At 73.0% G+C, this 24,680-nt stretch carries 23 protein-coding genes; 10 read left to right on the top strand and 13 right to left on the bottom strand.

Annotated elements, in window-relative coordinates; genetic code table 11:
- Nucleotides 1–21: 21 nt before the first annotated feature.
- The 4 genes from AC0VX6_RS10505 to AC0VX6_RS10490 all read right to left on the bottom strand — a co-directional run bounded on the left by AC0VX6_RS10505 (nucleotide 22) and on the right by AC0VX6_RS10490 (nucleotide 4,930).
- On the bottom strand, nucleotides 22–1,320 hold the full coding sequence (locus AC0VX6_RS10505; RefSeq protein ID WP_475468375.1) for a cellulase family glycosylhydrolase: 1,299 nt from the start codon (nucleotides 1,318–1,320) through the stop codon (nucleotides 22–24).
- Between the two features lie 753 nt (nucleotides 1,321–2,073).
- Nucleotides 2,074–3,039 carry a TIGR03557 family F420-dependent LLM class oxidoreductase gene (locus tag AC0VX6_RS10500; protein ID WP_475468373.1) on the bottom strand — a complete coding sequence of 322 codons (966 nt, stop codon included), beginning with the start codon at nucleotides 3,037–3,039 and terminating at the stop codon, nucleotides 2,074–2,076.
- A gap of 55 nt (nucleotides 3,040–3,094) precedes the next feature.
- Nucleotides 3,095–4,309 carry an SDR family NAD(P)-dependent oxidoreductase gene (locus AC0VX6_RS10495; RefSeq protein ID WP_475468371.1) on the bottom strand — a complete coding sequence of 405 codons (1,215 nt, stop codon included), beginning with the start codon at nucleotides 4,307–4,309 and terminating at the stop codon, nucleotides 3,095–3,097.
- A 264-nt stretch (nucleotides 4,310–4,573) separates the two neighbouring features.
- Entirely contained in the window at nucleotides 4,574–4,930 is a 357-nt protein-coding gene (locus tag AC0VX6_RS10490; protein WP_475468369.1) for a DUF8129 domain-containing protein, read from the bottom strand.
- Between the two features lie 302 nt (nucleotides 4,931–5,232).
- On the opposite strand from AC0VX6_RS10490, the gene mgrA reads away from it, so the two are divergent.
- From mgrA to AC0VX6_RS10460, 6 genes are all read left to right on the top strand, one after another.
- A complete protein-coding gene (mgrA, locus tag AC0VX6_RS10485; protein WP_475468368.1) occupies nucleotides 5,233–6,231 on the top strand; it encodes an L-glyceraldehyde 3-phosphate reductase in 999 nt (332 codons plus the stop codon).
- A gap of 203 nt (nucleotides 6,232–6,434) precedes the next feature.
- Nucleotides 6,435–7,751 carry an ATP-binding protein gene (locus AC0VX6_RS10480; RefSeq protein ID WP_274977344.1) on the top strand — a complete coding sequence of 439 codons (1,317 nt, stop codon included), beginning with the start codon at nucleotides 6,435–6,437 and terminating at the stop codon, nucleotides 7,749–7,751.
- 15 nt (nucleotides 7,752–7,766) lie between these two features.
- Nucleotides 7,767–9,791, top strand: coding sequence for a CocE/NonD family hydrolase (locus tag AC0VX6_RS10475; RefSeq protein WP_274977343.1), 2,025 nt, complete (start codon nucleotides 7,767–7,769; stop codon nucleotides 9,789–9,791).
- 441 nt (nucleotides 9,792–10,232) lie between these two features.
- Nucleotides 10,233–11,729 (top strand): cytochrome P450, encoded by a 1,497-nt coding sequence (locus AC0VX6_RS10470; protein WP_475468367.1) that lies wholly within the window; start codon nucleotides 10,233–10,235, stop codon nucleotides 11,727–11,729.
- Nucleotides 11,730–11,784: 55 nt separating this feature from the next.
- Nucleotides 11,785–12,189 carry a four-helix bundle copper-binding protein gene (locus tag AC0VX6_RS10465; RefSeq protein ID WP_274977341.1) on the top strand — a complete coding sequence of 135 codons (405 nt, stop codon included), beginning with the start codon at nucleotides 11,785–11,787 and terminating at the stop codon, nucleotides 12,187–12,189.
- A 31-nt stretch (nucleotides 12,190–12,220) separates the two neighbouring features.
- Nucleotides 12,221–12,565: a hypothetical protein gene (locus AC0VX6_RS10460; RefSeq protein WP_274977340.1), complete on the top strand. Its 345-nt coding sequence runs from the start codon at nucleotides 12,221–12,223 to the stop codon at nucleotides 12,563–12,565.
- A gap of 93 nt (nucleotides 12,566–12,658) precedes the next feature.
- Here the strand turns inward: AC0VX6_RS10460 and AC0VX6_RS10455 are convergent, their stop codons facing one another.
- The 4 genes from AC0VX6_RS10455 to AC0VX6_RS10440 form a co-directional block, all read right to left on the bottom strand.
- Nucleotides 12,659–13,120 (bottom strand): PPOX class F420-dependent oxidoreductase, encoded by a 462-nt coding sequence (locus tag AC0VX6_RS10455; protein WP_475468365.1) that lies wholly within the window; start codon nucleotides 13,118–13,120, stop codon nucleotides 12,659–12,661.
- A 115-nt stretch (nucleotides 13,121–13,235) separates the two neighbouring features.
- Complete coding sequence (locus AC0VX6_RS10450) at nucleotides 13,236–13,886, bottom strand: hypothetical protein (protein ID WP_475468363.1); 651 nt, start codon at nucleotides 13,884–13,886, stop codon at nucleotides 13,236–13,238.
- An 83-nt stretch (nucleotides 13,887–13,969) separates the two neighbouring features.
- On the bottom strand, nucleotides 13,970–14,140 hold the full coding sequence (locus tag AC0VX6_RS10445; RefSeq protein WP_013152394.1) for a hypothetical protein: 171 nt from the start codon (nucleotides 14,138–14,140) through the stop codon (nucleotides 13,970–13,972).
- Between the two features lie 94 nt (nucleotides 14,141–14,234).
- Entirely contained in the window at nucleotides 14,235–15,188 is a 954-nt protein-coding gene (locus AC0VX6_RS10440) for a GNAT family N-acetyltransferase (protein WP_475468362.1), read from the bottom strand.
- 523 nt (nucleotides 15,189–15,711) lie between these two features.
- On the opposite strand from AC0VX6_RS10440, the gene AC0VX6_RS10435 reads away from it, so the two are divergent.
- Both AC0VX6_RS10435 and AC0VX6_RS10430 read left to right on the top strand, forming a co-directional pair.
- Nucleotides 15,712–17,226 (top strand): FAD-dependent oxidoreductase, encoded by a 1,515-nt coding sequence (locus tag AC0VX6_RS10435; RefSeq protein WP_475468360.1) that lies wholly within the window; start codon nucleotides 15,712–15,714, stop codon nucleotides 17,224–17,226.
- Between the two features lie 143 nt (nucleotides 17,227–17,369).
- Nucleotides 17,370–18,374, top strand: a complete 1,005-nt coding sequence (locus AC0VX6_RS10430) for an arsenic resistance protein (protein ID WP_475468358.1) — start codon at nucleotides 17,370–17,372, stop codon at nucleotides 18,372–18,374.
- Between the two features lie 34 nt (nucleotides 18,375–18,408).
- On the opposite strand, the gene AC0VX6_RS10425 is transcribed toward AC0VX6_RS10430, so the two are convergent.
- On the bottom strand, nucleotides 18,409–19,149 hold the full coding sequence (locus AC0VX6_RS10425; RefSeq protein ID WP_274977334.1) for a MerR family transcriptional regulator: 741 nt from the start codon (nucleotides 19,147–19,149) through the stop codon (nucleotides 18,409–18,411).
- 313 nt (nucleotides 19,150–19,462) lie between these two features.
- On the opposite strand from AC0VX6_RS10425, the gene AC0VX6_RS10420 reads away from it, so the two are divergent.
- A complete protein-coding gene (locus tag AC0VX6_RS10420; protein WP_475468357.1) occupies nucleotides 19,463–20,119 on the top strand; it encodes a hypothetical protein in 657 nt (218 codons plus the stop codon).
- 109 nt (nucleotides 20,120–20,228) lie between these two features.
- Nucleotides 20,229–20,846, top strand: a complete 618-nt coding sequence (locus AC0VX6_RS10415; protein ID WP_274977332.1) for a stage II sporulation protein M — start codon at nucleotides 20,229–20,231, stop codon at nucleotides 20,844–20,846.
- A 236-nt stretch (nucleotides 20,847–21,082) separates the two neighbouring features.
- Here the strand turns inward: AC0VX6_RS10415 and AC0VX6_RS10410 are convergent, their stop codons facing one another.
- The 4 genes from AC0VX6_RS10410 to AC0VX6_RS10395 all read right to left on the bottom strand — a co-directional run bounded on the left by AC0VX6_RS10410 (nucleotide 21,083) and on the right by AC0VX6_RS10395 (nucleotide 24,633).
- Nucleotides 21,083–21,535: a thioesterase family protein gene (locus tag AC0VX6_RS10410; RefSeq protein ID WP_248769774.1), complete on the bottom strand. Its 453-nt coding sequence runs from the start codon at nucleotides 21,533–21,535 to the stop codon at nucleotides 21,083–21,085.
- A complete protein-coding gene (locus AC0VX6_RS10405) occupies nucleotides 21,532–22,530 on the bottom strand; it encodes a 3-hydroxyacyl-CoA dehydrogenase NAD-binding domain-containing protein (RefSeq protein WP_274977331.1) in 999 nt (332 codons plus the stop codon). The genes AC0VX6_RS10410 and AC0VX6_RS10405 overlap by 4 nt, the downstream gene beginning before the upstream one ends.
- Nucleotides 22,531–22,570: 40 nt before the next feature.
- Nucleotides 22,571–23,470, bottom strand: coding sequence for a beta-keto acid cleavage family enzyme (locus tag AC0VX6_RS10400; protein ID WP_274977330.1), 900 nt, complete (start codon nucleotides 23,468–23,470; stop codon nucleotides 22,571–22,573).
- A 152-nt stretch (nucleotides 23,471–23,622) separates the two neighbouring features.
- Nucleotides 23,623–24,633: a TetR/AcrR family transcriptional regulator gene (locus AC0VX6_RS10395; protein ID WP_475468354.1), complete on the bottom strand. Its 1,011-nt coding sequence runs from the start codon at nucleotides 24,631–24,633 to the stop codon at nucleotides 23,623–23,625.
- Nucleotides 24,634–24,680: the final 47 nt, after the last annotated feature.

The raw sequence follows: 24,680 nt of genomic DNA, 5'->3' as shown, positions 1-24,680 counted from the left end.
CCTGCCCGCCCCGCGCGTCGGTCAACAGGAGCCGAGGTCCCTCCAGACGCCCCACTCACCCGTGGTGCCGGGTTCCTCCCCCTGCGTCCACCACTGGGCCCGGTACAGGCGTCCGCCGTGGCTGACCTGGTCGCCGCCGGTGTACACCTCTCCCGAGGACCAGGCCGGGGTCTCGCACGCGTCCGGGTCGGTGGGATCGGTCGGGTCGGTGGGGTCGGTCGGGGCGACCCCGCTCTCGCGGATGCGGTCGCGGATCCACTCCCCCGCGGGCTTGAGCGACTCGGTCCCGGTCCAGGGGCCGTCAGCGGCGCAGGTGCCCGTCTCGAACACCGCGCCGGAGCGGAAGTCGTCGGAGAAGTTCCAGTTCACCCAGCTGATCTGCTCCTCGGCCAGGAGGTCGAGGTAGGCCTGGGCCGAGGCGAAGTCGTTGGGTCCGTCGCCGGTGGCCTCCTGCGTGCCGAACTCGGTGACGAACAGCGGCAGGTCCCGCGCCGCGGCCCGCAGGCCCTCCCGGTGGAAGTCGTCGTGCGTGGCGGCGTAGAAGTGGAAGACGTACATGATGTTGTCGGCGTCCACCGGGTCGGCGGTGATCTCGGTGTGGTCGGAGCCCTCGGACAGGCCGAGGGAGGACCAGCCGCGGGTGCCGACGAGCACGACGGCCTCGGGGTCCCCGGCGCGCACGACCGGGATGATCTCCTCCGCGTAGCCGCGGATCGCGTCCCAGGAGACCCCGTGGGGCTCGTTGGCGATCTCGTACAGGACGTTGTCCTTGTCGGCGTGGACGGAGGCGATCTCGGAGAAGAAGGTGCGCGCCATGTCGGTGTTGTGGTTCGGATCGCCGGGCGTGAGCATGTGCCAGTCGACGATGACGTACATGCCGCGCGCGGTGCCCTCCTCGATCAGCTCGTGGACCCGGTCGGTGAAGCCGCGCGGGTCGGTCTCGTAGCCGCCCTCCTGGATGTACATGGACACGCGCAGGACGTCGGCGTTCCAGTCGTGGGCGAGCGCGTCCAGGGAGCCGTCGGTGAGGCAGTCGCTGTACCACTGGAGGCCGTGGGAGCTCATCCCGGTGAGCTGGACGGTCTCGCCGTTCTCGTCGCAGAGCTTGAGGCCGCAGACCCGCAGCTGGCCGTGGGTCTCGACGGGGCCGGCGGCGGCCCGGACCGGCGCCTCGGCCGCCGGCGAGGCGGGGGCGGCGGGGGCGGCCGCGGCCGGGCCCTGCGCGGCGACGAGCGCGAGGGGTGCGAGCAGGAGCGCGCCCGCGAGGGCGGTGCGGACGGGGGCGGGTCGCCGTCGGGCGGGGGCGGGGGGTTGCGCCACTGTGGTTCCTCCAGCAGGTGGCGGCCCGGTGCCGCCCGGGCGGGCGGTCCGGACCGGAAGGAGTCTTTCCCGTGCAACCTAGGCCGACCGTCACGCACGGGACAATCCCCCTGACGCCACGGATTCGCTTTCGTGCACACCTGCATCGGGTATCTCCCACCATCGCCGCCGGTTCGGCCCGGATCCGTACACGCATGCGCTGGAGAGCACGGCGCCGTGCAACGAGTACGGATTCCGACGGTCTCCGCGCACGTGTGCGCGGCGGAAAACAACCCCGGTGGAACGGACGGAAGCACTTACTCCCCCGCGCGCACGCGTGCGCGCGGGGCGTCCGGTGCGTGTTCCCCCGGTCAACGCCCCGCGGGCGGCTCCGTCCGCTGACGCGTCAGGCGGACCCGCCCTGCGGCGCACGCGGGCCGGGCGACGCCTCTCCGCGCACGGCGAACCCGTGGGGCGCGCGGGTCACCTGCGGTGCGCGCCCCACGGTCCTATCCGCGCGGAGGCCCGGCGGGTGTCTCAGGCGGGTTCGGGCTGGGGCTCCGGTCCCGGCGGTTCGGGGAGCGGTCCCGGGCCGGGCGGTTCCGGCTCGGGCACGGGCTCGGGCGGGGAGGGAGGCGGCATCGGGGTCGGAGGGAACGGGTCCGGAGGCATCGGCCCCGGTTCGCGCAGGGTGCCGTCACGGGTACGGGTGTGCATCTGTCCTCCTCACGGGCGCGGCCCGCGGACTACGCCGCCCGCGCGCCGCACCGCTGGTCAGGCCCCGGCCCGCAGCCGGGGCAGAACCTCCTCCGCGTAGAACGCGAAGAAGCCGTCCTGGTCGTCGCCCACCTGGCAGACGTAGACCTCGTCCACACCGGCCTCCAGGTACGGGCGGATCGCCGCCACGTGCACCTCCGGGTCGGGTCCGCAGGCGATCTCCTCCGCCACCATGTCCTCCGTGACCAGGCCCCGGGTGAGCTGTTCGAAGTGACGGGGCAGCGGCAGCAGCTGGGGCGCCTCCCCCGCCAGCGCCTCGTTGGGCCAGCGCTCGTGCGCCACCCGCCGGGCCTCGGCCCCGCTCGGCGCCCAGCAGACCTTGAGCCCGCCCTGGACGGGCTTGCCGTCACCTCCCCAGGAGCGGAAGTTCTCGACCGTCTCGTCGCTGGGCGCCACCTGGATCAGGCCGTCGGCCTCCCTGGCCGCGAGCCCCGTGGCCTTGGGGCCGAACGCCGACATGTAGATCCTCGGCGGCTCCTCGGGCAGCGTGTACAGGCGCGCGGTGTCCACCTCGTAGTGGCGGCCCCGGTGGGTGACGAGCTTGCCGGTCCACAGCTTGCGCATCACCTCCATGGCCTCCTCCAGCATCTCCAGACGCCGGGCAGCGGGCGGCCAGGGCTGGCCGAGGATGTGCTCGTTGAGCGCCTCGCCGGTGCCCACGCCCAGGGTGAACCCGCCCCGGACCATCGACGCGGCGGTCGCCGCGGCCTGCGCGACCACCGCCGGGTGCACACGCGTGGTCGGGCAGGTCACCGCCGTGGTGACCGGCAGGGACGTCACCTGCCCGATGGCGCCGACCACCGACCACACGAAGGGGCTCTGCCCCTGCGCGTCCAGCCAGGGGTGGTAGTGGTCGGAGATCCACAGGGAGTCGAACCCGGCCTCCTCGGCGGCCCGCGCCTGGCGGACCAGTTCCCGGGGCCCGTGCTCCTCGCTGGCGAGAAAGTATCCGAAACGCGTCACGTCGTGTTCCCCCGATTCGCGGTCGCGGGCCGCCGTCCGCCGCGGCGGCCTCCGGTCAGCGGCCGGGGCCGCCCGGCCCCGGCCCGGGTTCCTCCGGTCCGTCGGCGTCCGGCCCTTGGTCCCCGGACGCGCCGCCGCCCTCGTCGTCCCTCTGGTTGAGGCGCCCGCTCGCGCGCTCGTTGAGCGCCGTGGGCAGCTTCAGCACCCGGTTGACCGCGGTGTCGTCCGCCTCGCGCCCGGGCTTGTGCTCCACCGGTCCGCCGGGGTCCGGCAGGACCCGGTCCATGACGCGCATGGCGCCCTGGACGAAGGAGGGGCACAGCCCCCGCGCGGCGATGGCCGCCCGGGCCAGCGGTGTGAGCACCAGGTAGCTGCGTCCCCGCGCGGCCGCCTCCACGATCCGGCGCGCCGCGCGCTCCGCGCTCACCGAGACCAGGGGCAGCCCGGCGCCCAGGGAGAACCAGGTGTACTCGTGTTCGGGATCCCCGGAGAAGACGGCGGCCTTGTGGGAGCCGGTGCGCATCAGACCCGGGACCACCGTGGTGGTCCGCACGCCCCGGCGCGCGACCTCCGCCCCCAGCCCCTCGGAGAGGCCGACCTCGGCGAACTTGGCGCAGGAGTAGGGCAGCAGGTGCGGCACGCTCAGGTGGCCGCCGATCGAGGTGATGGTGACCAGGGAGCCGCGGGTGCGCTCCAGCGGGCCGATCGCGGCCCGGGAGATGCGCAGCGGCGCCCAGAACATGGTCTCCATGGCGTCGCGGAAGTGCTCCTCCGAGAGCGTCTCGTGCGGCCCCACCTGGATGATGCCCGCGTTGTTGACGACGAAGTCCAGGTGGCCGAAGGCCGCGGTGGCCTCCTCGACCAGGCCCTCGGCGCACTCGGGGTCGCGGACGTCGCACCGGACGCCGCGCGCCCGCACGCCCCGCCGCTCCAGGTCGGCCACCGCCCGGTCGATCTCGTCCTGTTCGCGGGCGCAGATCACGACGGACGCGCCGCGATGGCCGAACTCGCGTGCCAACTGGAGGCCGAGCCCGCGCGAGCCGCCGGTGATGAGCGCGACCCTGCCGTCCAGCAGGGCGGGGCGCCGCGGACCGGCCAGCGCCGCCGCCCCCAGGCCGAGGGCGACACCGGCCGCCATCCAGGGGACCGTCCCGCCGCGTCGGCGGCGCCGCCGCGGTTCGGGTTCGTCCCACCGGTCACGCCTGCCCCGGAGTCGGGACGCCGCCCAGCCCGCACCGGCCAGGACCAGGGGCGCCCTGCCGCGGATCACCGGCCGCCCCGTCCGCCGTGGCCGCGGGCCGGGCCCGCGGTGGATGCCAGCGCCATGTCACTCCCTGTGCGTCGGAGAAGAGCGTTCCAGGGGGATGGTGGGTGTACGGCTACCCGAGGCGGCGGAGCGAAAACGGCCGGTGGCCGCGCTCCGGTCCGCCTCCCCGGGCCGGGTTCCCGTCAGCGGCGGCGGGGACGGCGGGCACCGCCGCGAACACGGGAGCGGTGTTGCGCGCCCCGTGTCCCGGCGGGGCCGGGGACCGCCTCACTGGCCGCCGGGCCGGTAGTCGCCCTTGGGTTTGGCGGGCTGGTTGGGGACGCCCTGCGGCGGCGGGCTGAACGCGGGAGCGGCCGTGTCCTCGCTCACCGGTGAACCGCCGGCGGGCGGACCCGGGCGCTCGGGCTGGAAGTCCTGCGAGCCCCCGGAGGGTTCGGCTCCCTGCTCCAGCTCCATCAGGCGGTGCTCCAGGATCTCCAGGACGTTGATCCGGTTGGCGTGTTCGGACTCGTAGTGGATGAGCTGGCGCATCTGGTCGGCGTCGAGCGAGCGGACACGGTGCTGGAGGGTCCCCAGCGGAAGGCCCTCGTAGCCCTCGATCGGGGGCTGGGTCTCATGGTGCATCGACGTTCACTCCCTCTTCTGTCGGTACGGAACCGGGGTGACAGGCGTACGGGCTACCCGTGAGCCCCCGCGCGAAACCGCAGGTGGCCGTGGCGGGGACGGGTTCCGGCCCCCGGTAGCGGGGCTCCTCGGCACGCGCGGGGGCCGGGGGGACGGTCGTGGCCGACGCGGCTCCGGACGCCCCGAACCGCCGACGCGGGGGCGCTGTTGGTGCGCCCGCCCCGCGCGCTGTACTCTCCGCACGCCGGTCGGCCCGCCCCCGCGCGACGGCCAGGCGCACAGCCACACGAGGGAGAGATGCCATGACCTACGTCGCCGCCCCGGAGCGGTACGAGACGATGCCCTACCGGCGGTGCGGCCGCAGCGGGCTGCGGCTGCCCGCCCTGTCCCTGGGGCTGTGGCACAACTTCGGCCACGAGCGCGCCATCGGTGACCAGAGCGCCGTCCTGCTGCGCGCGTTCGACCTGGGAGTGACCCACTTCGACCTGGCCAACAACTACGGTCCCCCGCCCGGCTCTGCGGAGGAGAACTTCGGCCGGGTCATGACCCGGGACCTGCGCCGCTACCGCGACGAGATCGTGGTCTCGACCAAGGCCGGGTACCTGATGTGGCCCGGCCCCTACGGCGAGTGGGGCTCGCGCAAGTACCTGCTGTCCAGCCTGGACCAGAGCCTGGAGCGCATGGGCCTGGAGTACGTGGACGTGTTCTATCACCACCGGCCCGACCCCGACACCCCGCTGGAGGAGTCCATGGGGGCGCTGGACACGGCCGTGCGCCAGGGCAAGGCCCTGTACGCGGGCGTGTCCAACTACTCGCCCGAGCAGACGCGCGAGGCAGCGGCGATCCTGCGCGACCTGGGCACGCCGATGCTCATCCACCAGCCCTCCTACTCGATGTTCAACCGGTGGGTGGAGGACGGGCTGCTCGACGTGCTCGACGAGGTCGGCGCGGGCTCCATCGCCTACTCCCCGCTCGCGCAGGGGCTGCTGACCGACCGCTACCTCCACGGAGTGCCGGAGGGTTCGCGGGCGGCCGGGAGCAGCCCGTTCCTGAACGCCGAGGGCATCACCGAGGAGGTGCTGGAGCGGGTGCGCGGGCTCGACGCGATCGCCCGGCGGCGCGGGCAGTCGCTGGCGCAGATGGCGCTGGCCTGGGTGCTGCGCGGCGGCCGGGTGACCTCCGCGGTCATCGGCGCGAGCAGCGTCGCGCAGCTGGAGGACAACGTGGCGGCGGTCGCCAACCTGGAGTTCGACGCCGGGGAGCTGGCCGAGATCGACCGGTACGCCCCCCGCACGCGCTGACCTCCCCCGCCGCACCACCGGCCCCGCCGCGGACTTGCGACCGTCCGCGGCGGGGCCGACATGTGCGCGCCGCTCGCCGTCGCGGCGCGACGACCAGCGCTTCCGCGGCGTGAGGCGCGACACGCCCGCGTTTGGAGCACACGGCACGGGTTAGGCGCATGCGTATGCATCCCCGCTCGGAAGAGCACCAGAAGAGGAAGGCGGTGCGGGTAGCCGTGAAGAACGTGTTCGTGGTCGGCCTGGACGAGCACAACCTGGAGATCCTGCGCAGGACCCCCACAGGTCGGCACTGTGAATTCCACCAGCTGCTGGGCCTGGACGAACTCCAGGTCGGCGAGATCGACATCCAGGAACTCCTGGCCAAGGCGGAGGGGATCCTGGACGACTTCGACGGGAGCGTCGACGCGATCGTGGGCTACTGGGACTTCCCGGTGACCCTGTTCGTGCCCATCCTCTGCTCCCGCCGCGGCCTCCCCTCGTCCTCCCTGGAGTCCTTCGTCAAGTGTGAGCACAAGTACTGGAGCAGGCTGGAGCAGCAGAAGGTCATCGACGAGTACCCGGCCTTCGGCCTGGTCGAGCTGTCCGAGGACGACCCGACTCCCCCCGAGAGCCCGGCGTACCCGATGTGGCTCAAGCCGGTGAAGTCCGCCTCCTCCGAGCTGGCCTACAAGGTCGGCGACGACGAGGCGTTCCAGCAGGCGGTGTCCCTGCTCCGCGACGGCGTCGACCGCATCGGCCGCCCCTTCGAGCAGATCCTGGAGATGGTGGACCTGCCTCCCGAGATCTCCTCCGTGGGCGGGCGCACGGCCCTCGCCGAGGCCGCGATGCAGGGCGTGCAGGCGGCCGTCGAGGGCTACGTGTACAAGGGCGAGATCGTGGTCTACGGCGCCCTGGACTCGGTCGACTACCCGGGCAGCTCGGTGTTCCTGCGCCACCAGTACCCCTCCGGCCTCCCCGACCACGTGTCCCGGTGGATGGCCGAGGTGGCCGTCAAGGTCATCGGACAGGTCGGGATGGACAACTCCACGTTCAGCGTCGAGTTCTTCTACGACCCCGTGGAGGAGAAGCTGGGCCTGCTGGAGGTGAACACGCGCCACTCCCAGTCCCACGCCGAGCTCTTCGAGCTGGTGGACGGGGTCGCCAACCACGAGCGCATGCTGCGGCTGGGCTTCGGGCAGGACCCCGCCCTGGACGAGGACGCCCGGGGCGAGTACCGGGTGGCCGCGGAGTGGTACCACCGCCGCTTCGAGGACGGCGTCGCCGCGCGCGTGCCCACCCCCGAGGAGGTGTCCGCGCTGGAGGAGTCCCTGCCCGGCGTGAGGATCGAGATCGTGCCCGAGCAGGGGCAGCGGCTCTCGGACATGACCGCCCAGGACAGCTACAGCTACGAGCTCGCCAAGATCACCATCGGCGCCGAGGACGAGACCGAGATGCGCGCCAAGTACGAGCGCTGCGTGGACGAGCTCGTATTCGAGTTCGAGGACGAGCACGGAACGAAGGACAAGCTGGCCGAACACTAGGAGGGGCCCCGGTCCATGCACGTGGTCAACAACCTGCCCAACGCCGTCCAGGAGGACGAGCACCTGTGGATACCGATGTCGGACGGTGTGCACCTGGCCGCCAGGGTGTGGCGGGCGACCTCCTCCGACGTGTCCCCCGTCCCCGCGGTCCTGGAGTACATCCCCTACCGCAGACGCGACCTGACGTCGGTGCGCGACTCCATGCACCACCCCTACATCGCGGGGCACGGCTACGCCTGCGTCCGCGTGGACCTGCGGGGCACCGGTGACTCCGAGGGCGTGCTCACCGACGAGTACCTGGAGCGCGAGCAGCTGGACGCCGAGGAGGTGCTGGCCTGGCTGGCCGAGCAGCCCTGGTGCAACGGGAAGACCAGCATGATGGGGCTGTCCTGGGGAGGGTTCGCCGCGCTCCAGGTGGCGGCCCGCCAGCCCCCGAGTCTGGGCGCGATCGTCATCAGCTCCTTCACCGACGACCGGTACGGCGACGACTTCCACTACATGGGCGGTTGTCTGCTGTCGGACAACCTCGCCGAGGCGGGGACGATGTTCTCCGCGGGCACCTGTCCGCCGGACCCGGTGACCGTCGGCGACGACTGGCGGCGGATGTGGCACGAGAGGCTGGAGGCCACCGAACCGTGGGTCCTGGAGTGGCTGCGCCACCAGCGGCGCGACGACTACTGGCGGCACGCGTCGGTGAGCGAGGACTACTCCGAGGTGCGCTGCCCGGTGCTGGCCTCCAGCGGGTGGGCGGACGGCTACTCCAACGCCGTCTTCCGGCTGCTGGAGAACCTGGAGGCGCCCAGCCGGGGGCTGATCGGCCCCTGGTCGCACCGCTACCCGCACATGGGAGCCCCCGGCCCGGCGATCGGCTACCTCCAGGAGGTCGTGCGCTGGCTGGACCGCTGGCTCAAGGGCAGGGAGAACGGCGTCGACGAGGGCCCGTCCCTGTGGGCGTGGATGCAGGACAGCGTGCCCCCCTCCACCGCCTACACCGAGCGCCCCGGCCGGTGGGTGCGCGAGGACGAGTGGCCCTCGCCGAACGTGGAGTACCGCGGGTACCCGCTGGCCAGGTACCGGATCGGCCGCCCCGGCGAGGAGGTGCACTCGGAGTCGCTGACCGTGCGGTCGCCGCTGACCGTGGGCCAGTTCGCGGGCAAGTGGGCCTCCTACAACGCCCCGCCGGACCTGCCCTACGACCAGCGCGAGGAGGACGGCGGTTCCCTGGTCTTCGACAGCGACGTGCTGTCGGAGGACGTGGAGATCCTGGGCGCCGCCGAGGTGGAGCTGGACGTGTCGGTCACCGAACCGGTGGCCATGGTCGCCGCCCGACTGGTGGACGTCGCACCGGACGGCAGCGCCACGCGGGTGACCTACGGGCTGCTCAACCTCACCCACCGCGACAGCCACGAGCGCCCCGAGAAGCTCGAACCCGGTGAGATCTACCGGGTGAAGGTGACGATGAACGGTGTCGCGCAGGGGTTCCCGGTGGGGCACCGCATCCGGCTGTCGCTGTCCACCTCCTACTGGCCGCTGGCCTGGCCGCCGCCCAAGCCCGCCCTGCTGACCGTGCACCCGGAGGAGAGCAGGCTGCTGCTGCCGGTCCGTCCGCGCTCGGAGGCCGACGATCCGCACCCGGAGCCCTTCGGGGAGCCGGAGGGCTCGCCGGAGATCTCCACCACGCGCCGGGAGAAGCCCGACCACAGCTGGACCGTCTACAGGGACCTGGTGGACACCCGGTCGGCCCTGGAGATCGTCAAGGACGGCGGCATCCTGCACTTCGACGACATCGACCTGGACGTCGGTCGGCGCGCCTACGAGTACTACGAGTCGGTGGCGGGCGACTTCACGTCCGCGCGCGGTGAGTCGACGTGGACGATGCGCTTCGCGCGGGACGGGTGGCGGACCCGGACCGAGACCCACACGTCGCTGGAGTGCACCGAGACCGAGTTCCGGGTGTACGCGACGCTGGACGCGTTCGAGAACGACGAGCGGGTCTTCTCCCGGCAGTGGACCGAGACGCTGCCCCGGGACCACCTGTGATCCGCGGCCGGTGACCCGCGGCCGTTCGCGGTCGGGGAACGGCAGGCGCCCCGGTCCGGTGCGGACCGGGGCGCCCGTGTGCGCGGGGGGCGTCCCGGCCCGAAGCGGCCGGGTCGGGGACCGAACGGCGCACGGCGACCCCGCAAGACACAGAAGTCCCATGCGTCCCCGTTCGGACACGCCCGGACCGGGGCAGGGGACGGAGTAGAACCTGGAACCGGCAGGTGAGCGGCCGAGGCGGAGAAAACCGGGTCCGGAAGGCCCGCACCCCACCCGGGCAGGGAACACGGGAACCGGATCACCGGCACCCACGAGGGCCGCGGGATCCGCGGGAGGCATGAGAGCCGCGGGGGCCGGTGCGGGGCCGGGACCGGAACCGCGGGGGCCCGAAGCCGAGAACAGCGATCCACCCGAGCGAACCGATCAAGGGGGACGGTCTCGATGCCCACAGAACACCAGGAGGCGCACCGGCGACAGGGAGCGCACCCGCCACAGGACGCGGGCTCCCGGCCGGAGGCGGAACTCCGGCGGGGGGCGCGCCGCCCCACCGCCGCGGAGGCGGCGCGCGTGCTGTCCTCGGTTCTGCTGCCCAACCTGGCGCGGGGCGTGATCGTACGCCGCCCGCTGATGACGGGCCTGGTCGCCGGTCTGGACGCCGACCGCAAGGCGGTCTCGCTCCTGCGGGGCCTGCGCGAGCGCCACGGTGACGACCCGCTGCCGCTGCGCCTGGCGGGGCGGCGGCTCGCCCTGGTCCTGTCCCCGGATGACGTGGGCCGACTCCTGCGGGAGACGCCCGAACCCTTCTCCCCCGGCGGCATGGAGAAGCACGGCGCGCTCTCCCACTTCCAACCGCACGGGGTGCTGGTCTCCGACCACGACGCCCGCCCCGGGCGCCGCGCGGCCAACGTCGCCGCCCTGGTGCCGGGCCAGACGATCCACCCCGACGGGGACGTCGTCGCCGGGCAGGCGGACGACGAGGCGCTGGCGCTCAGACTGGCCCTGCGCGGCGGGGAGGTCCTGGACTGGCGCAGGTTCGCCGACTCCTTCCACGCCATGGCCCGACGGGTGGTCTTCGGCTCGTTCGCCGCGGAGGACCGCCGCACGACCGAACTCCTGCACGCCCTGCGCTCGCGCGCGAACTGGGCCTACGCGGCGCCGACCGACCACGCGTCGAGGGAGGAGTTCCTCGGGCGGGTGCGCGCCAGCATCGAACGCGCCGAACCGGGCAGCCTCGCCGCCCGCCTGGTCGCGGGAGCGGCCGCCGCGAAGTCGGCCGCCGGGTGTCCCCACGGCGGGGGCGGAGAGAGCGGGCGGGACCGCGGGGCGACGGCTCCCGGCGGGAGCGGGCCCGGCGGGGAGGGCCAGGGCGCGGACGTACACCCGGAGGACCAGGTGGCGCACTGGCTGTTCGCCTTCGACGCGGCCGCCGTCGCCGCGTTCCGCTCCCTGGCGCTGCTGACCTCGCTCAGCCCCGGCGCCCACGCGGCCCGCGAGGAGGCGGACGGTCGCGAAGGGCTCGACCTGCCGCTGCTGCGGGCGACGGTGCGCGAGTCGGTGCGGCTGTGGCCGACCACGCTCATGGTGATCCGGGAGAGCACGCGGGAGACGGCCTGGCGGCAGGAGGTGTTCGAGGCGGGGACGGCCTTCCTCATCGCGAGTTCCTACTTCCACCGCGACTCCTCCCGGCTTCCGTACGCGGACGCGTTCGAGCCGGAGGTCTGGCTCGACGGGCGCGCCGAGGCGGAGCCGGGGATCGTGCCCTTCAGCTACGGCCCCGCCGGGTGCGCGGCGCGCGACCTGGTGCCGCTGACGGTGTCGCTGTTCCTGCGCGCCCTGCTCCGGGGCCGGAACCTGACCCGCGTGGACGCGGGCGGGCCGCTGCCCGCGTCGGGGCTTCCCGCCTCACTGAACCACTTCGCACTGCGGTTCACGCTCTGAAGGTCCCGGTCCGGGCCCGTCCCGGGTCCGGACCGGAAACGTTCGAGGAGGAGTCATGAGCGTCGTCGAACAGATGCTGGACACCCGTTCCGGCCGCCGGGGCGACGGGGTCGAGGAGAAGGTGCGGGCCTGCATCGAGGCCTGCGGGGCGTGCGCTCAGGCGTGCGTGCTGTGCGCGGACTCCTGCCTGGCCGAACGGGCGGTGGCCGACCTGGTCGCCTGCGTGCGCCTGGACCTGGACTGCGCCGACGTGTGCGAGTCCACCCAGCGGGTGCTCTCGCGTCGGACCGGGGAGGACGACACCCTCGTCCGGGCGCTGGTCAAGGCGTGCGCGGAGGCCTGCCGCCTGTGCGGCGAGGAGTGCGACCGGCACGCCGCCCGGCATGAGCACTGCTGGGTGTGCGCCGAGGCGTGCCGCCGCTGCGAGTCCGCGTGCCGTGAGCTTCTCGCGGCCCTGTGAGGGCCGCGCCCCCAGGTGAAGGAGGAAGGCGATGGAGTGGGCGACACCCGGCGCGCTGTTCGGAATCCTGATGGCCCTCGTGATCCCGATCGGGGTGATATTCCTCGTGCTGTGGATCATCCGCAGGGACACGATCCGCAAGCAGGAGGCCGTGCGCTCGCCGGACTACTGGAAGGAGCGGCCCGAGGGCAGGCGGTACCCGACCGGCTGGGACAGGGGCAGCATGCCGGGTCTGGGGACCGCCCGGCCCGGGGAGGGGACCACAGGAGCCTCGTCCGGTGAGGACTGGAAGCCGCCGCCCGAGGGCGGGGACCCGCCGGACCGCGGGGCTGTGCCTCCGGACGACGACTGGCGGCCGCCGCCCGCGGGGCGGTGACCCGGAGGCCGCGGCGGCCACACGGCCGGGCCCGGGTCCGGGTCCGGTCGGCGGAACCCCGTCCCGGACCGGGCCCGCGCTCGGCGGACGGGCTCAGACCCGGCCGGCGGGGAAGCCGCCGGTGGCGACCGGGCCCCACCGCTTCGGGGTGACGCGGACGAGGGACTTGCCCTGGCGGCGCATGGCCTCGCGGTACTCGTCCCAGTCGGGGTGCTCGCCGGAGATCACGCGGAAGTACTCGACCAGGGGTTCGACCGCGTCCTCCCCGTCGATGACCTCGGCCTCGCCGTCGACCTGGACCCAGGCGCCGTCGAAGTCGTCGGACAGGACCAGGACGCTGACCCGGGGGTCGCGCCGGGCATTGCGGGTCTTGGCGCGCTCGGGGTAGGTGGAGACCACGATCCGGCCCTGGGTGTCGACGCCGCAGGTCACCGGGGAGGCCTGGGGCCCGCCGTCGGCGCGGCGGGTGATGAGGAGCGCGTGGTGGCGGGGACGCACGAACTCCAGCAGGCCGTCGAGGTCGACACGGGTGTTGGTGGCGATCGAAGGGCTCATCTTCTCGCTTTCGCTGTTCGCGGGTCCGCGCGCGCCTCGCGCGGACCGGGACAGCGTATCCGCCTGTGGGCGGGGTCGGGCGGGGCCGACGCGCGGTCCCGGACGGGGCCTCGGGTCAGTCGCGGCCGGAGTCGGAGCGGTCGCGGTCGGACGGGTTGCACAGAGCCAGGAACTCCCTGCTGCGCCGCCGGTGGAGGAGCCGCGCCGGGAGCATGAGGCACGGGATCAGGACACAGACCAGGGCGATCGTCCCCAGCAGGGAGCGCGGAAAGTCCAGTGTTCCACCGGAGGGCAGCGCGAGGGTGCCCAGGGCGCAGACGGCCGCGACGAGGGCCGCCACCGCCACCGGGGTCTTCACGGAGGGGGCGTTGAGCATCTGTTCGGCCTGGAGGGCGGCAACACGGTTGGCTGCGGGGTCGGCGCCGGGTCGGCCGAGGATCAGCCGGTCCGTGGCGGCGCGCAGGGTCTCGGGGACGATGGCGGCCTGCACCGCCGGGTCCTGGGACACCTGCGGACGCGGCGGAGTGGCGAACAGGGCCATGAACGAGCCGAAGAACGTGCCGACGAGAGCCCCGAACAGGAGCGAGGCCCACGGGCCGGATCCGAGCCACAGGACGTCGGCCAGGCCCATCGCGAACCCGAAAACCAGGCCCTGCTGGACGCCGAAGAGGACCTTCCTGCCGCGGTCACTGCGGTTGGCGCGCAGACGCAGGAGGGTGAACGGGTCCCGCGGTTCGGGAGCGGCGTGCGCGGAGGGGTCGCCCATGCGGGGAGCCTATCCGTTCGCCGCGCGGACGGGCCGGTCCCGGAGCCGCCGTCGGTCGGTGCGGTCCCGGGACCGTGGCCGGTTCACTCCGTGCCGAAGTCCTCGCGGCTGAGGTCCTGCTCCTCCATCCTGTCCTGGAGCTCGGCCTCCAGTTCTCCTCGGGTGTCCGGCTCGCGGGCGTCGTCGCTGTGGTCGGCGTCGACGACCTGGTCGGTGTCCGTGGTCTTGGGCCTGGACTCCTCCGGAACGCTCATGTCCGGTCTCCTCCCTGTCGGATGACTGGCCCGCCCCTACCCGAGGCCACCAGGGACCACACGCCCATCTCATGCATCAGGAGTCACACGGGCGTCACGCTGTGGTCGTGGTCTTGATGAGCGGCGCGTCCCGCACGAGCATCCGGAACCCGACGCCGTAGTACAGCCCGCGCGCCTCGGGGTGCCCCGGCGCGCCCAGGCAGGCGACCGTCGCGTGCGTGGCCCCGGCCGCCCTCGCCAGGCGCATTCCGTGCAGCAGCATCGCCCTGCCCAGCCCCCGGCGCCGGTAGTCCGGGTGCGTGCCGACCGGCTCGAACTCGACGGTCCCGTTGGCATCGTCGAGCCACATGATCGTCGAGGACGCCATCGTCCCGTCCGGTGCCTCCACCAGGACGTGCAGGTCGCCGCGGTAGCCCGGCGTTCGCCGGACGCCCCGGTAGGCCTCGGCGGTGTACGCCGAGGGGGCCCAGGCGTCCAGATGGGCCCGGACCGCGGCTTCGGGCCCGGCCTCGTCGGCGGTGCGGAACCGGAACCCGGTCGGCAGCACCGGCTGTTCCACGTCGGTGAGGTCGCGTTCGTTGAGCTGGGTCCAGGTCCCGTTGTCGCCGAGCGATTCGGGGTCGGTCCCGTAGCCGTGCGCCGCCCATCGTTCCAGGGCGAACCCGTCGGCGGCGCTGGGCAGCACCGTGCGTTCGAGGCCCGCCGCCGTGGCGTCGTACCATGCGATCACCTCGTCGACCAGCCCGGCGTGGTCGGGGTGGACCTGGTGCATCAGGTAGGCGCCGGTGACGTCCCTGACCGAGCCGTCGCTCAACCTCACCCGGCGCGGAAGGCGGACCCAGCCCCACGCCACCAGTTCCCCGCCGGAGAACCACAGCCGACGCGGCCAGGTCGCGCCGTCGCTGACGTGCCCCCGGCCCCAGTTCCAGGCCAGCTCGCCGAACGAGGCGTCGCTGTTCACCAGGTCCGGGCGGCTCGCGGTGACGCGCTGCGCCAGTCCCTGCATGAGCCGCACGTCCGCGGCGGTCACCAGTTGGAAACTCGTCATGGTGGGTCACTGTGTCAGGGCGCCGCGAAGCCGTCGAGCGGTTTTCCGTGGCCGCCGAACGCGGAAGCCAGCAGTGATCGCGCCCCGTCCCCCCGGCGAAGTTCCTTCACCCTCCGCAGGCCCCCCGCACCCACCAGAAACGGCTAACAGAACGCTGTAAGTCGGGGCACCCGAACGAACACCCGAAACCACCCCTGACCTGCCCTGTCAGCACCACACACCCTGTTCGCACGCTTAGACGAACACCCCGGCGAACACCCCGGCACAGAAACCCGTCAGCCCCCTGTCAGCAGTTCACCCCCCGCATGCACGGAACTCGGAACAGCGGAAAACACCGCGGAACTCTCCGCAATGGATTCCGGTTGGCTCGCCGCGCTCCCTCCCCCCGGTTCTGAAAGTGGCACGGGCCAACGCCCTTCCCGGAACCCCGGCGGTAGCGAACGAAAACGCTGGGTAGCTGGTGTAGGCGCTGTCCGTCGCACGGGGGCCGACGGCGCCTGGACCTGATCGGGAGGGGCAGAGGATGCAGCACAGGAGCGTGTGGACGGTCGTGGAGAACCGACCGGAGTTTCCCAGTCTGAGCCAGGACGTGGAGGTCGACGTCGCGGTGGTGGGAGGCGGCATCGTCGGGCTGACGACCGCGCTGCTGGCGCGGCGGGCCGGTGCGGGCAGCGTCGCGGTGCTGGAGGCGGGACGCCTGGGACGGGGCACGACGGGGCACACCACCGGCAAGGTCACCTCCCAGCACGGACTGGTCTACGCGGGGCTGGTCGACCGCTACGGCCAGGACCTGGCCCGCGTGTACGCCGACGCCAACCAGGCCGGGGTGGAACTGGTCGCCGAACTGGCCGGTGAGTACGGCATCGACTGCGACCTCACCCGTGCGCCCGCCGTGGCCTACACCCGTGACCCCGAGCAGCGCCGGACCCTGGAGGAGGAGGCGGCCGCGGCCCAGCGCCTGCGCCTTCCGGCGTCGCTGGTGGAGACGACCGACCTGCCCTTCGGGATCGAGGCGGCGGTACGGTTCGACCACCAGCTGCACTTCCACTCGGGCCGCTACGTCGCCGGGCTGGCCGAGGCGCTCTCGGCGGTCGGCGGCCAGGTGTTCGAGCACACCCGCGTGCTGGAGGTGGACGAGGAGCGGGACGGCACCGTGCGCGTGCGCACCGACGACGCGACGGTCCGCGCAGGCTCCGTGGTGGTGGCGACGCTGTTGCCGATCAACATGATCGGGGGGTACTTCGCCAGGACCCGCCCCTTCCGGTCCTTCGGGCTGGCGGCCCGGCTCCACGGTCCGGCACCCCAGGAGATGGCGATCTCCATCGACTCGCCCAGCAGGTCCACGCGCCCCTGGCTGGACCGCGGCCCCAACGGGCTGATCGTGGTGGGCGGCGGTCACGAGACCGGCACCGGGCAGGACACCCGGGCGTTGTGGGACGACCTGGAACAGTGGACCAGGTCCACCTTCGACGTGGACGCGGTGGAGTACCGCTGGTCCGGTCAGGACTACACCACGGCCGACCAGGTGCCCTACATCGGTCGTTCGTCGATGAACGACCGGATCCTGGTGGCGACGGGGTTCAACAAGTGGGGCCTGAGCAACGGCACCGCCGCCGCCGTCATCCTGAGCGATCTCCTGCGGGGCCGCGACAACCGCTGGCTGGCGATGTTCGACGCGACCCGCGTCGGTGACGCCAAGGCCGTGGGACGGCTGATCAAGGACAACCTCAAGGTCGGCGCGGACATGGTCGGCGGACACCTGGGCCGGCTGTACCCCCACCACGCCCGCCACCTGGACCGGGGCCAGGGCGGCGTCATCGAGATCGACGGCGACTCCGTCGGCGCGTACCGCGACGAGCGGGGCGGGCTCCACGCCGTCAGCTTGAACTGCACCCACCTGGGCTGCCGACTGGCCTGGAACGCGGCGGAGACCAGCTGGGACTGCCCCTGCCACGGCTCCCGGTACGACACCGACGGCAGCGTGCTCAACGGCCCGGCGGTCACGCCCCTGCCCACCGTCGACCTCGACGACGACTGACCCCCACCGTCGGATCCGGGGCCCGGCCCCGGAGGTGCCGGGCGTACGCGCACCGGGCCCGGCCCCCCGGGGCGGCGCGAAGGCCTACCGTGGGCGCATGGTGTTGATACGGGTCTTCGAAACCGCCGAGGAGCGCTGAACCGATGTCGCTGGCCGAACGCCTCCAGAGCCTGTTCGTGGCCCTGGCCGCCCTGATCGGCCTCGGGGCCGGGTTGGCGCTGCCCGTCGGCCCGGCGGCCGAGCACGTGGTGCTGCCCGCCCTGCTGGCGATGCTCACCGCCGTGTTCGTGCAGATGGACGCCGCCCACGTGGGCGAGGTCGGGCGCGCCAGGACCCTGGTCGCCGTCAGCCTGGTGCTCAACTTCGTGTTCACCCCGGCCCTGGCCTGGGCCCTGGGAGCGGGGCTGCTCGGAGGCGAACCGGACTTGCGCATCGGTCTGCTGTTGCTGCTGGTGACCCCGTGCACGGACTGGTATCTCGTCTTCACCGCCATGGCGCGCGGGCACACCGGCATCGCCGCCGCACTGCTGCCGGTCAACCTCGTCCTCCAGCTCGCGCTGCTGCCGGTGTACGTACTGCTGTTGGGCGGGCGGGCCGCCATGGTCGACGCCGCCACCCTGGCCGAGTCGGTCCTGCTCGTCCTCGTCGTCCCGCTGGCCCTGGCCGCGGTGCTGCGGTGGGCCTCGCAGCGGTTCAAGGGGGCGGCCTGGCGCGAGCGGTACGTCACCGGACCGGCCTCGCGTCTGGTCCTGCCGCTGCTGTACGCGGCCGTGCTGGCGATGTTCGCCTGGCAGGCCCGCACCGTCCTGGAGCACGGCGCCGACCTGCTCGCCCTGCTGCCGCCGCTGGCGGTCTTCTTCGTGGCGCTGCCCCTGATCGCCACCGGCCTGTCCCGGGTGCTGCGCCTCCCGGCGGACCAGGGGGTCACCCTGGTCATGACCACCACGGCCCGCAACTCGCCCATCGCGCTGGCCATCGCGGTCGCGGCCTTCCCCGACCGGCCCCTGATCGCGGTCGCGCTGGTGGTGGGACCGCTGGTGGAGCTGCCCGTGCTGGCCCTGCTCGCGCAGTTGGTGAGGGTCCGGCGGCCCGCCGCGAACGGGCCCGCTCCGGCCCGGACACACCAGGGGCACGGCCTGGAGCGCTGACCGCCCCGGGCTCCGGGCCGCCCCCGACGCCGCGTCAGGTCGCGTCGCCGCCCCCGTCCGCAGCCTCCTCCCGGAGGAGGTCGCTCAGACGTTTCAGCACCCGCAGCTGCGCGGGGTTGTACAACTGCACCATCGCTTCGGCCATCGTGCGTTCGGCGCGCTCCGCGCCGCCCGGCGCGTCACCGGCGGGGTCGGCCGACCACGGGTTCTCCTCACTCCGTCTGCGCACGACCGGCAGCATGCGCGCGGCGAGGCGGTCGATCGCGGCGTCGTCCGCGTCCTCGGGAAGGGCCTCGAACTCCTCGTCCGTCTCGTCGGGGTCGCTGATCAGTTCGCGGAACTTCTCGACGGACTTCTCGCTGAGAACGGTCGAGTAGACCATCAGCAACGACCGCTGCCGGTCGGAGAACTCGTGGGAGACCGGCGCGAACGCGGGGGGAACGTAGGCCGGTGCGCGGTGGCGCAGGATGACGGCCAGCTCCGCCCGCACGCGGTTGAGCCGGTCGACCGTCGCCTCCAACTCCTTGTCCAGCACCCGGATCGCCTCGTCCGGGTCCTCGTCCGCCCGTCCCATCGAGGCCACCTCCGACAGCGGGACGCCCAGATCGCTCAAGCGCTTGATCTGGAGCAGACGGACCAGGTGCGGAACCTGGTACTGCTTGTAGCCGTTCGCCGTCCGCTCCGGCACGTCCAGCAGGCCGACCTCGTGGTAGTACCGGACGGCCTTCACCGTGGTGTTGGCCAGCTCGGCGAGCTGCTGAGTACTCCAGGCCACGCGATGCCTCCTCCTCCGCCGCGACCGCGGGCGGCGCCGCGCCCCACGCGGACACCCAGTCCACACCCTGCCCCGGGGGCCGGGTCAAGCGGCGTGCCCTCGTTCGCCCCCGTTCGTCCGCCGTCCCCGGCACCGGACGGCTCCCGGGCTTGACCCTGCCCCGAGGGCAGCCTTTCGAATGGGGGCGAACGCCGATCGTGACCGGTTCGCGACCGAGCATGCCGGGTGCGCCCCCAGCGGCGACGGGCATGCGGCGGCCCCGGTTCCGTGCCAGGTCGGCCACAGGTACTCACGAGCGGACAGGGAGCCCGAAGTGATCAAGGAACGCCGACGGCGCGAGGCGGCCAAGCGGGTCAAGGACGGAAACGGCCGTCCGCTCAAACGCTTCCGCTGGTGGCAGCCGCTCTCCCGCGCCCTGTTCCACCTGCCCCTGACCGACGGCGACGGGCACCGCGCGGTCTACTCCGTCGACGTGCCCTACTGGCAGCGGGTCATGACCGAGGACGGCAAGGGCAGGGCCCACCTCTACCTGGACGGCAGGCACCACCTGGAGTCCACGCTCCCGGCGGTCTTCCCGGTGCCGGGAGGGGTGGTCGAGGTGGAGTCGACGGCCTTCGGGCTCAAACGCTGCCACTACGTGACCGCCGGGGGCGACGAGCGCCAGCTCGTTCCGGACGAACGCTCGGCGGAGGGCCGCCGCGCCCGCCTGGACCGCGAGCGCCCGGCGCTGAGCCGCCTGGTCAGGGCGGTGTCGCTGGTCCTGCTGGTCGTGCCGGTCCTTCTCGTCGTCCCGCAGATCGTCGAGGCGGTCTCGCAGGTGCCGCCGATAGCAGAACGCTTCGGCGCCTTCACCTCACCCGTCGACCTGCCGCTGTGGCTCAACGTCGCGCTCGGGTTGTGCGCCTCGACCTCCAGCGTGGAACGGGCGACCCGGCTGCGCTGGAACGCGCTGCTGGACGGCGCCAACTGAACGCCGACGCCGCGGACGCGCGTTCGCGCGGCGCGGCACCGAGTACCGCGAGCCCCGGCGGCTCCCCCGACCCCATCGAACCGACCCCGTCGAACACGGAGCCAGACACATGCGAAGCCTTCACAAGCCCTTCCGGATCATCCGCGCGAACCTCGGCGCCTACCTCGTGATGAACGCGATCGCCTACGGCGTGTTCCTCGTCGGCATGGGGGCGGCCCTGGCCTTCCCCGAGCTGAACGCCGCCCAGGTCGGCTCCCAGCAGGAGGACGGGACGGCCGACCTGGTGGGTGAGCTGTTCGCGAACCCCTGGCTGTTCGGCCTGATCATCTTCGGGGTCAACGTGCTGACCGTCGCCGTGCTGAGGATCATGCTGCCCTCGATGATCGTGCCCTTCGCCGGGATCCCCCTGTTCGCCTACAAGGCGTACGAGACCGGCGTGATCCTCGCACCCCTCGACGAGGCCACGGCCACGCTGATGATCCCGCACTCGCTGGCGGTCGTCATCGAGTTCCAGGCCTACGCCCTGTTCATGCTCGGCGCCTACCTCCTCGGGAGGGCCTGGCTGCGCCCCGCGGCGGTCGGCGCCCCCGACCGCCGTCGCGGCTACCTGTACGGCCTCCGGCAGGCCGGCTGGTTGAGCCTGCCCGCGCTGGCGCTGCTCGTCGTCGGCGCGGCCTACGAGGCCTTCGAGCTCGTCTACCTGGTCCCCCGCATGCTCGCGGGCTGATCCCGAAACGTCAGCGGGACGGGGGACCACCAGCGGAGCACCCGGCCGCCCACGACGACCGGGTGCTCGCGCGGCGGCGCCGCCGAGACGCTCCCCGCCGGGGCGCACCGCGCGACGGCTTCCCAGGCGCCCGCCCCGGCCGTCCCAGGAGACACCGGGACCGCACCGAACAACGGCTTCCCGGACGCCGGACGCGGCATGGTCGTCGCCCTCGCCGCCCGTGGGCCGAAGGCGGACTACCCCCCGACGGCGCGGCCCGCGTAGTCGGGCGCGGGTTCGGCGAGGGCGGCCAGGCGCGCGGCGGCCTCCTCGGGGAAGGGGACCGCCCGGCCCAGGGCCTGGTCGACGTGGAGCGCCATCAGCTCCTCGGTCGCCACCAGGACCTCGCCGACCCGCATCTCGTGGCAGATCCGCGCCTTCTTGGCGCCGGGCCGGTCCGGGCCCGGACCGACCACCCGGGTGCGGACCTCGACCTCGTCGTCCGCGGCGACCTCGCGCAGGTAGCGCACGTGCGCCTCCACCGTGTACAGCGAGCAGCCGGACCGCTCGCGGTAGGCGGCGTCCAGGCCGACCCGGTCCATCAGCGCGTCCGTCGCGAACCCGAAGACCAGGACGTAGTAGGCCTCGCTGAGGTGGCCGTTGTAGTCGATCCACTCGGGCCGCAGCCTCTGGGTGAGCGTCGCGCTCACGCGTCCGCCCCCGCCCGCTCGGCGGCCTCGGCGGCCTCGGCGCGTTCGACCTCCTCCAGCGCGCGGGCCACCGCGATCAGACGGCGGTCGCGCTGGGCGATCAGCTCGGCGGTGGAGCGCCCGGCCACGACCTCGTCCGTGCCCGCGACCATGCGGTCGCGCAGCTCGGCGGTGAGTTCGGGCGCCTCCAGGCGGGTCCACGGGGACTTCAGGGACGGACCGAAGTGGTCGAGCATGTGCGCCATGCCGCCCTCTCCCCCGGCCAGGTGGAAGGTCAGGCAGGGGCCGAAGAAGGCCCAGCGCAGCCCGGGTCCGCTGGTCATCGCCAGGTCGATCTGCTCGACGGTCGCCTCCCCCTCGGCGACCATGTGCAGGGCCTCGCGCCAGGCGGCCTCCTGGATCCGGTTGCCGATGAACCCCGGCAGCTCCCGGTCCATGGTGATCACCGACTTGCCCGCAGCGCGGTAGAAGTCCGAGGCCCACTCGACGGCCCACCGTTCGCTGCGCTCACCGCCGACCACCTCGACCAGGGGCACCAGGTAGGGCGGGTTGAACGGGTGCCCGACGACGAGCCTCCCCGGTGTGCGGGCCCCCACCTGCATCTCGCTCATGCTGTAGCCGGAGGTGGACGAGGCGACGACCACGCCCTCGGGGGCGGCGGCGTCGATCTCGGCCAGCAGGTCGATCTTCAGGTCGAGGCGCTCCGGGGCGCTCTCCTGGACGAAGTCCGCGTCGGCCACGGCCTCGGCCAGCGTGTCCACGACCAGCAGGTTCGCCGTGTCGGCCCCCTCTGCCAGGCCCAGCTCCTCCAGGGCGGGCCAGGCCGAGGAGACCAGCCCGCGCAGCTTGCTCTCGGCGTCCGGGGCGGGGTCCCAGGCGACCACCCGGTAGCCGCGGCCCAGGAAGTGGGCCACCCAGCCGCCCCCGATGACCCCCGCTCCGACGCAGGCGACCGTGCGCACGGCCTCGGGGGTGGTTCTCGCGTTCTCCGTCATCGTGCTCCTCGTGTGGTCGGCGGTTCGTGTGGGACGGCGGCTAGGCGGCGCTGCGGAGCCCGAGCATGGTGCGGGCCTCGGCCGGTGTGGCCACGCGGGCGCCGAGCTGCTCGATGATGTTGACGGCCTTCTCGGTGAGCTGGCCGTTGGTGGCCTTCACCCCGCGGCTGAGGTAGAGGTTGTCCTCCAGCCCCACCCGGGCGTGCCCGCCGAGCAGCACCGACTGCGCCACCCACGGCATCTGCTTGCGGCCAATGGAGAAGCTCGCCCACTGCGCGCCCTCGGGGAGCAGGTTCACCATCGACTGCAGGACGCCCGGGTCCGACGGCGCCCCGTAGGGGATGCCGGTGCACAGCTGGAACAGCGACGGGTCGTCGATGAGGCCCTCGGCGTGCATGGTCTTGGCGAACCACAGCTGGCCGGTGTCGAAGATCTCCAGTTCCGGGCGGACCCCGAGTTCCTGGATGCGCTTGGCGCCCGCGCGCAGCATGTCCGGGGTGGAGATGTAGACCTGGCTCCCGTCACCGAAGTTCAGGCTGCCGCAGTCCAGGGTGCAGATGTCGGGCAGCAGTTCCTCCACGTGCGGCAGGCGGTCCAGGCCGTTGACGAGGTCGGTGCCCTCCTCGAACTTGAGCGGGTCCTCCTGGCCGATGACCAGGTCGCCGCCCATGCCCGCGGTGAGGTTGATGACGATGTCCACGCCGGTCTGGCGGATGCGGTCGACGACCTCCCGGTAGAGGGCGTTGTCCCGGGAGGGGGCGCCCGTCTCGGGGTCGCGGACGTGGATGTGCACCACGCTGGCGCCGGCCCCGGCGGCCTCGACCGCGGCGGCGGCGATCTGCTCGGGTGTCACCGGCACGTGCTCGCTGCGGCCGACGGTGTCCCCGGCGCCGGTGAGGGCGCAGGTCAGGATGGGTTTGGGGTTCATGGTGTCGCTCATGGCGGTGCTCCGTCTCCGTGTGTGCGGCATTGCGGGTTCTGTGAACGGGCGGCCCTCGGGGGCCGGATGGGGCGTTTTCGGGCGCGCGGAACCGAGGTCGGGGCTCCGGAAGGGTCTGGAAGGGGTTAGGGCCGGGTCGGGTGCGGGTCGGCTCAGTCCCCCGGGGCGCCGCTGGGGCCCGAGGCGTCGCTGCCGCCCGGGAGGTCGCCGTTGCCTGGGATACCGCTGAAACCTGGGACGTTGTTGCCACGTGGGATATCGCTGTCCCCCGGGGCCCGGCGGCGGCCCAGGACGTCGCTGTCGATGACCGAGCGCAGGGTGTCACGCATGTGGGCGACCGACCGCCCGGGCATCCCGGTCATGACCTGGATGCCCATGCCGTCGATGAGGGCGGTGAGGCGTCTGGTCATCTCCTCGACGTCGAAGTCGGCGAAGACCCCGCTCTCCCTGCCCTCGCGCAGGGTGCGGGCGATGGTCTCGTGCCAGCGCAGGTAGGAGTCGGCGTGCAGCCCGCGCATCCCCGGGTCCAGCGCCGCCGCCGTCCAGACCTGGAGCCAGATCGACCACTCCAGCCGCAGGCGCTCGGAGTCGGGGAGCTGGAGTTCGATGAGCCGCAGGAGGCGCTCGTAGGGGTCCTCGATGGTGTGCAGCCCCGCGACCTGGCGGTCGAAGGCCTGCTTCACCGAGTGGCGCAGCGCCTCCACCAGCAGGTCGTTGAGGGTCGGGAAGTAGTAGTGGACGGTGGCACTGGACGTCCCGCACGCCTGGGCGACCTGGGCGACGCGGACCGAGTGGAAGCCGCGTTCGGCGATGAGGGTCCACGCGGCCTCGATGATCTGGAGTCTGCGGCTGTGCTCCCGGGCGGCCGTGGGGTGGTCCGCCAGGCTCGCGGAGGTCGGCCGCACCGCCGAGGAGTCGCGCGGTACCGCCGAGACCGTCTCGGCGTCGTCCTTGCCGTTGAGCAGCCAGTTGACCGTCACCCCGGTCTCGTCGGCGATACCGGCCAGTTCCAGGGCGGTGAAGCGCCGGGTGCCGGTCAGGGACTTGGAGAGTTTGCTGGGGTCGATGCCGAGTCTGGTCGCGAACTGGCGCTGGGAGAGGCCGGATCGGCGGATCGCCTCGCGGGCCCTGCCGCGCACGTCGTCGGCCACGTTGTCGCTCACGGTGGGAACGTAACAGCACGATGGCGATTTTCGCAACGCGGACGTGG

The sequence above is a fragment of the Nocardiopsis sp. iso_25 genome, from assembly GCF_056173305.1.
The sequence above is the reverse complement of the archived record's forward strand: the minus strand, read 5'-3'. Positions and strand labels throughout refer to the sequence as shown.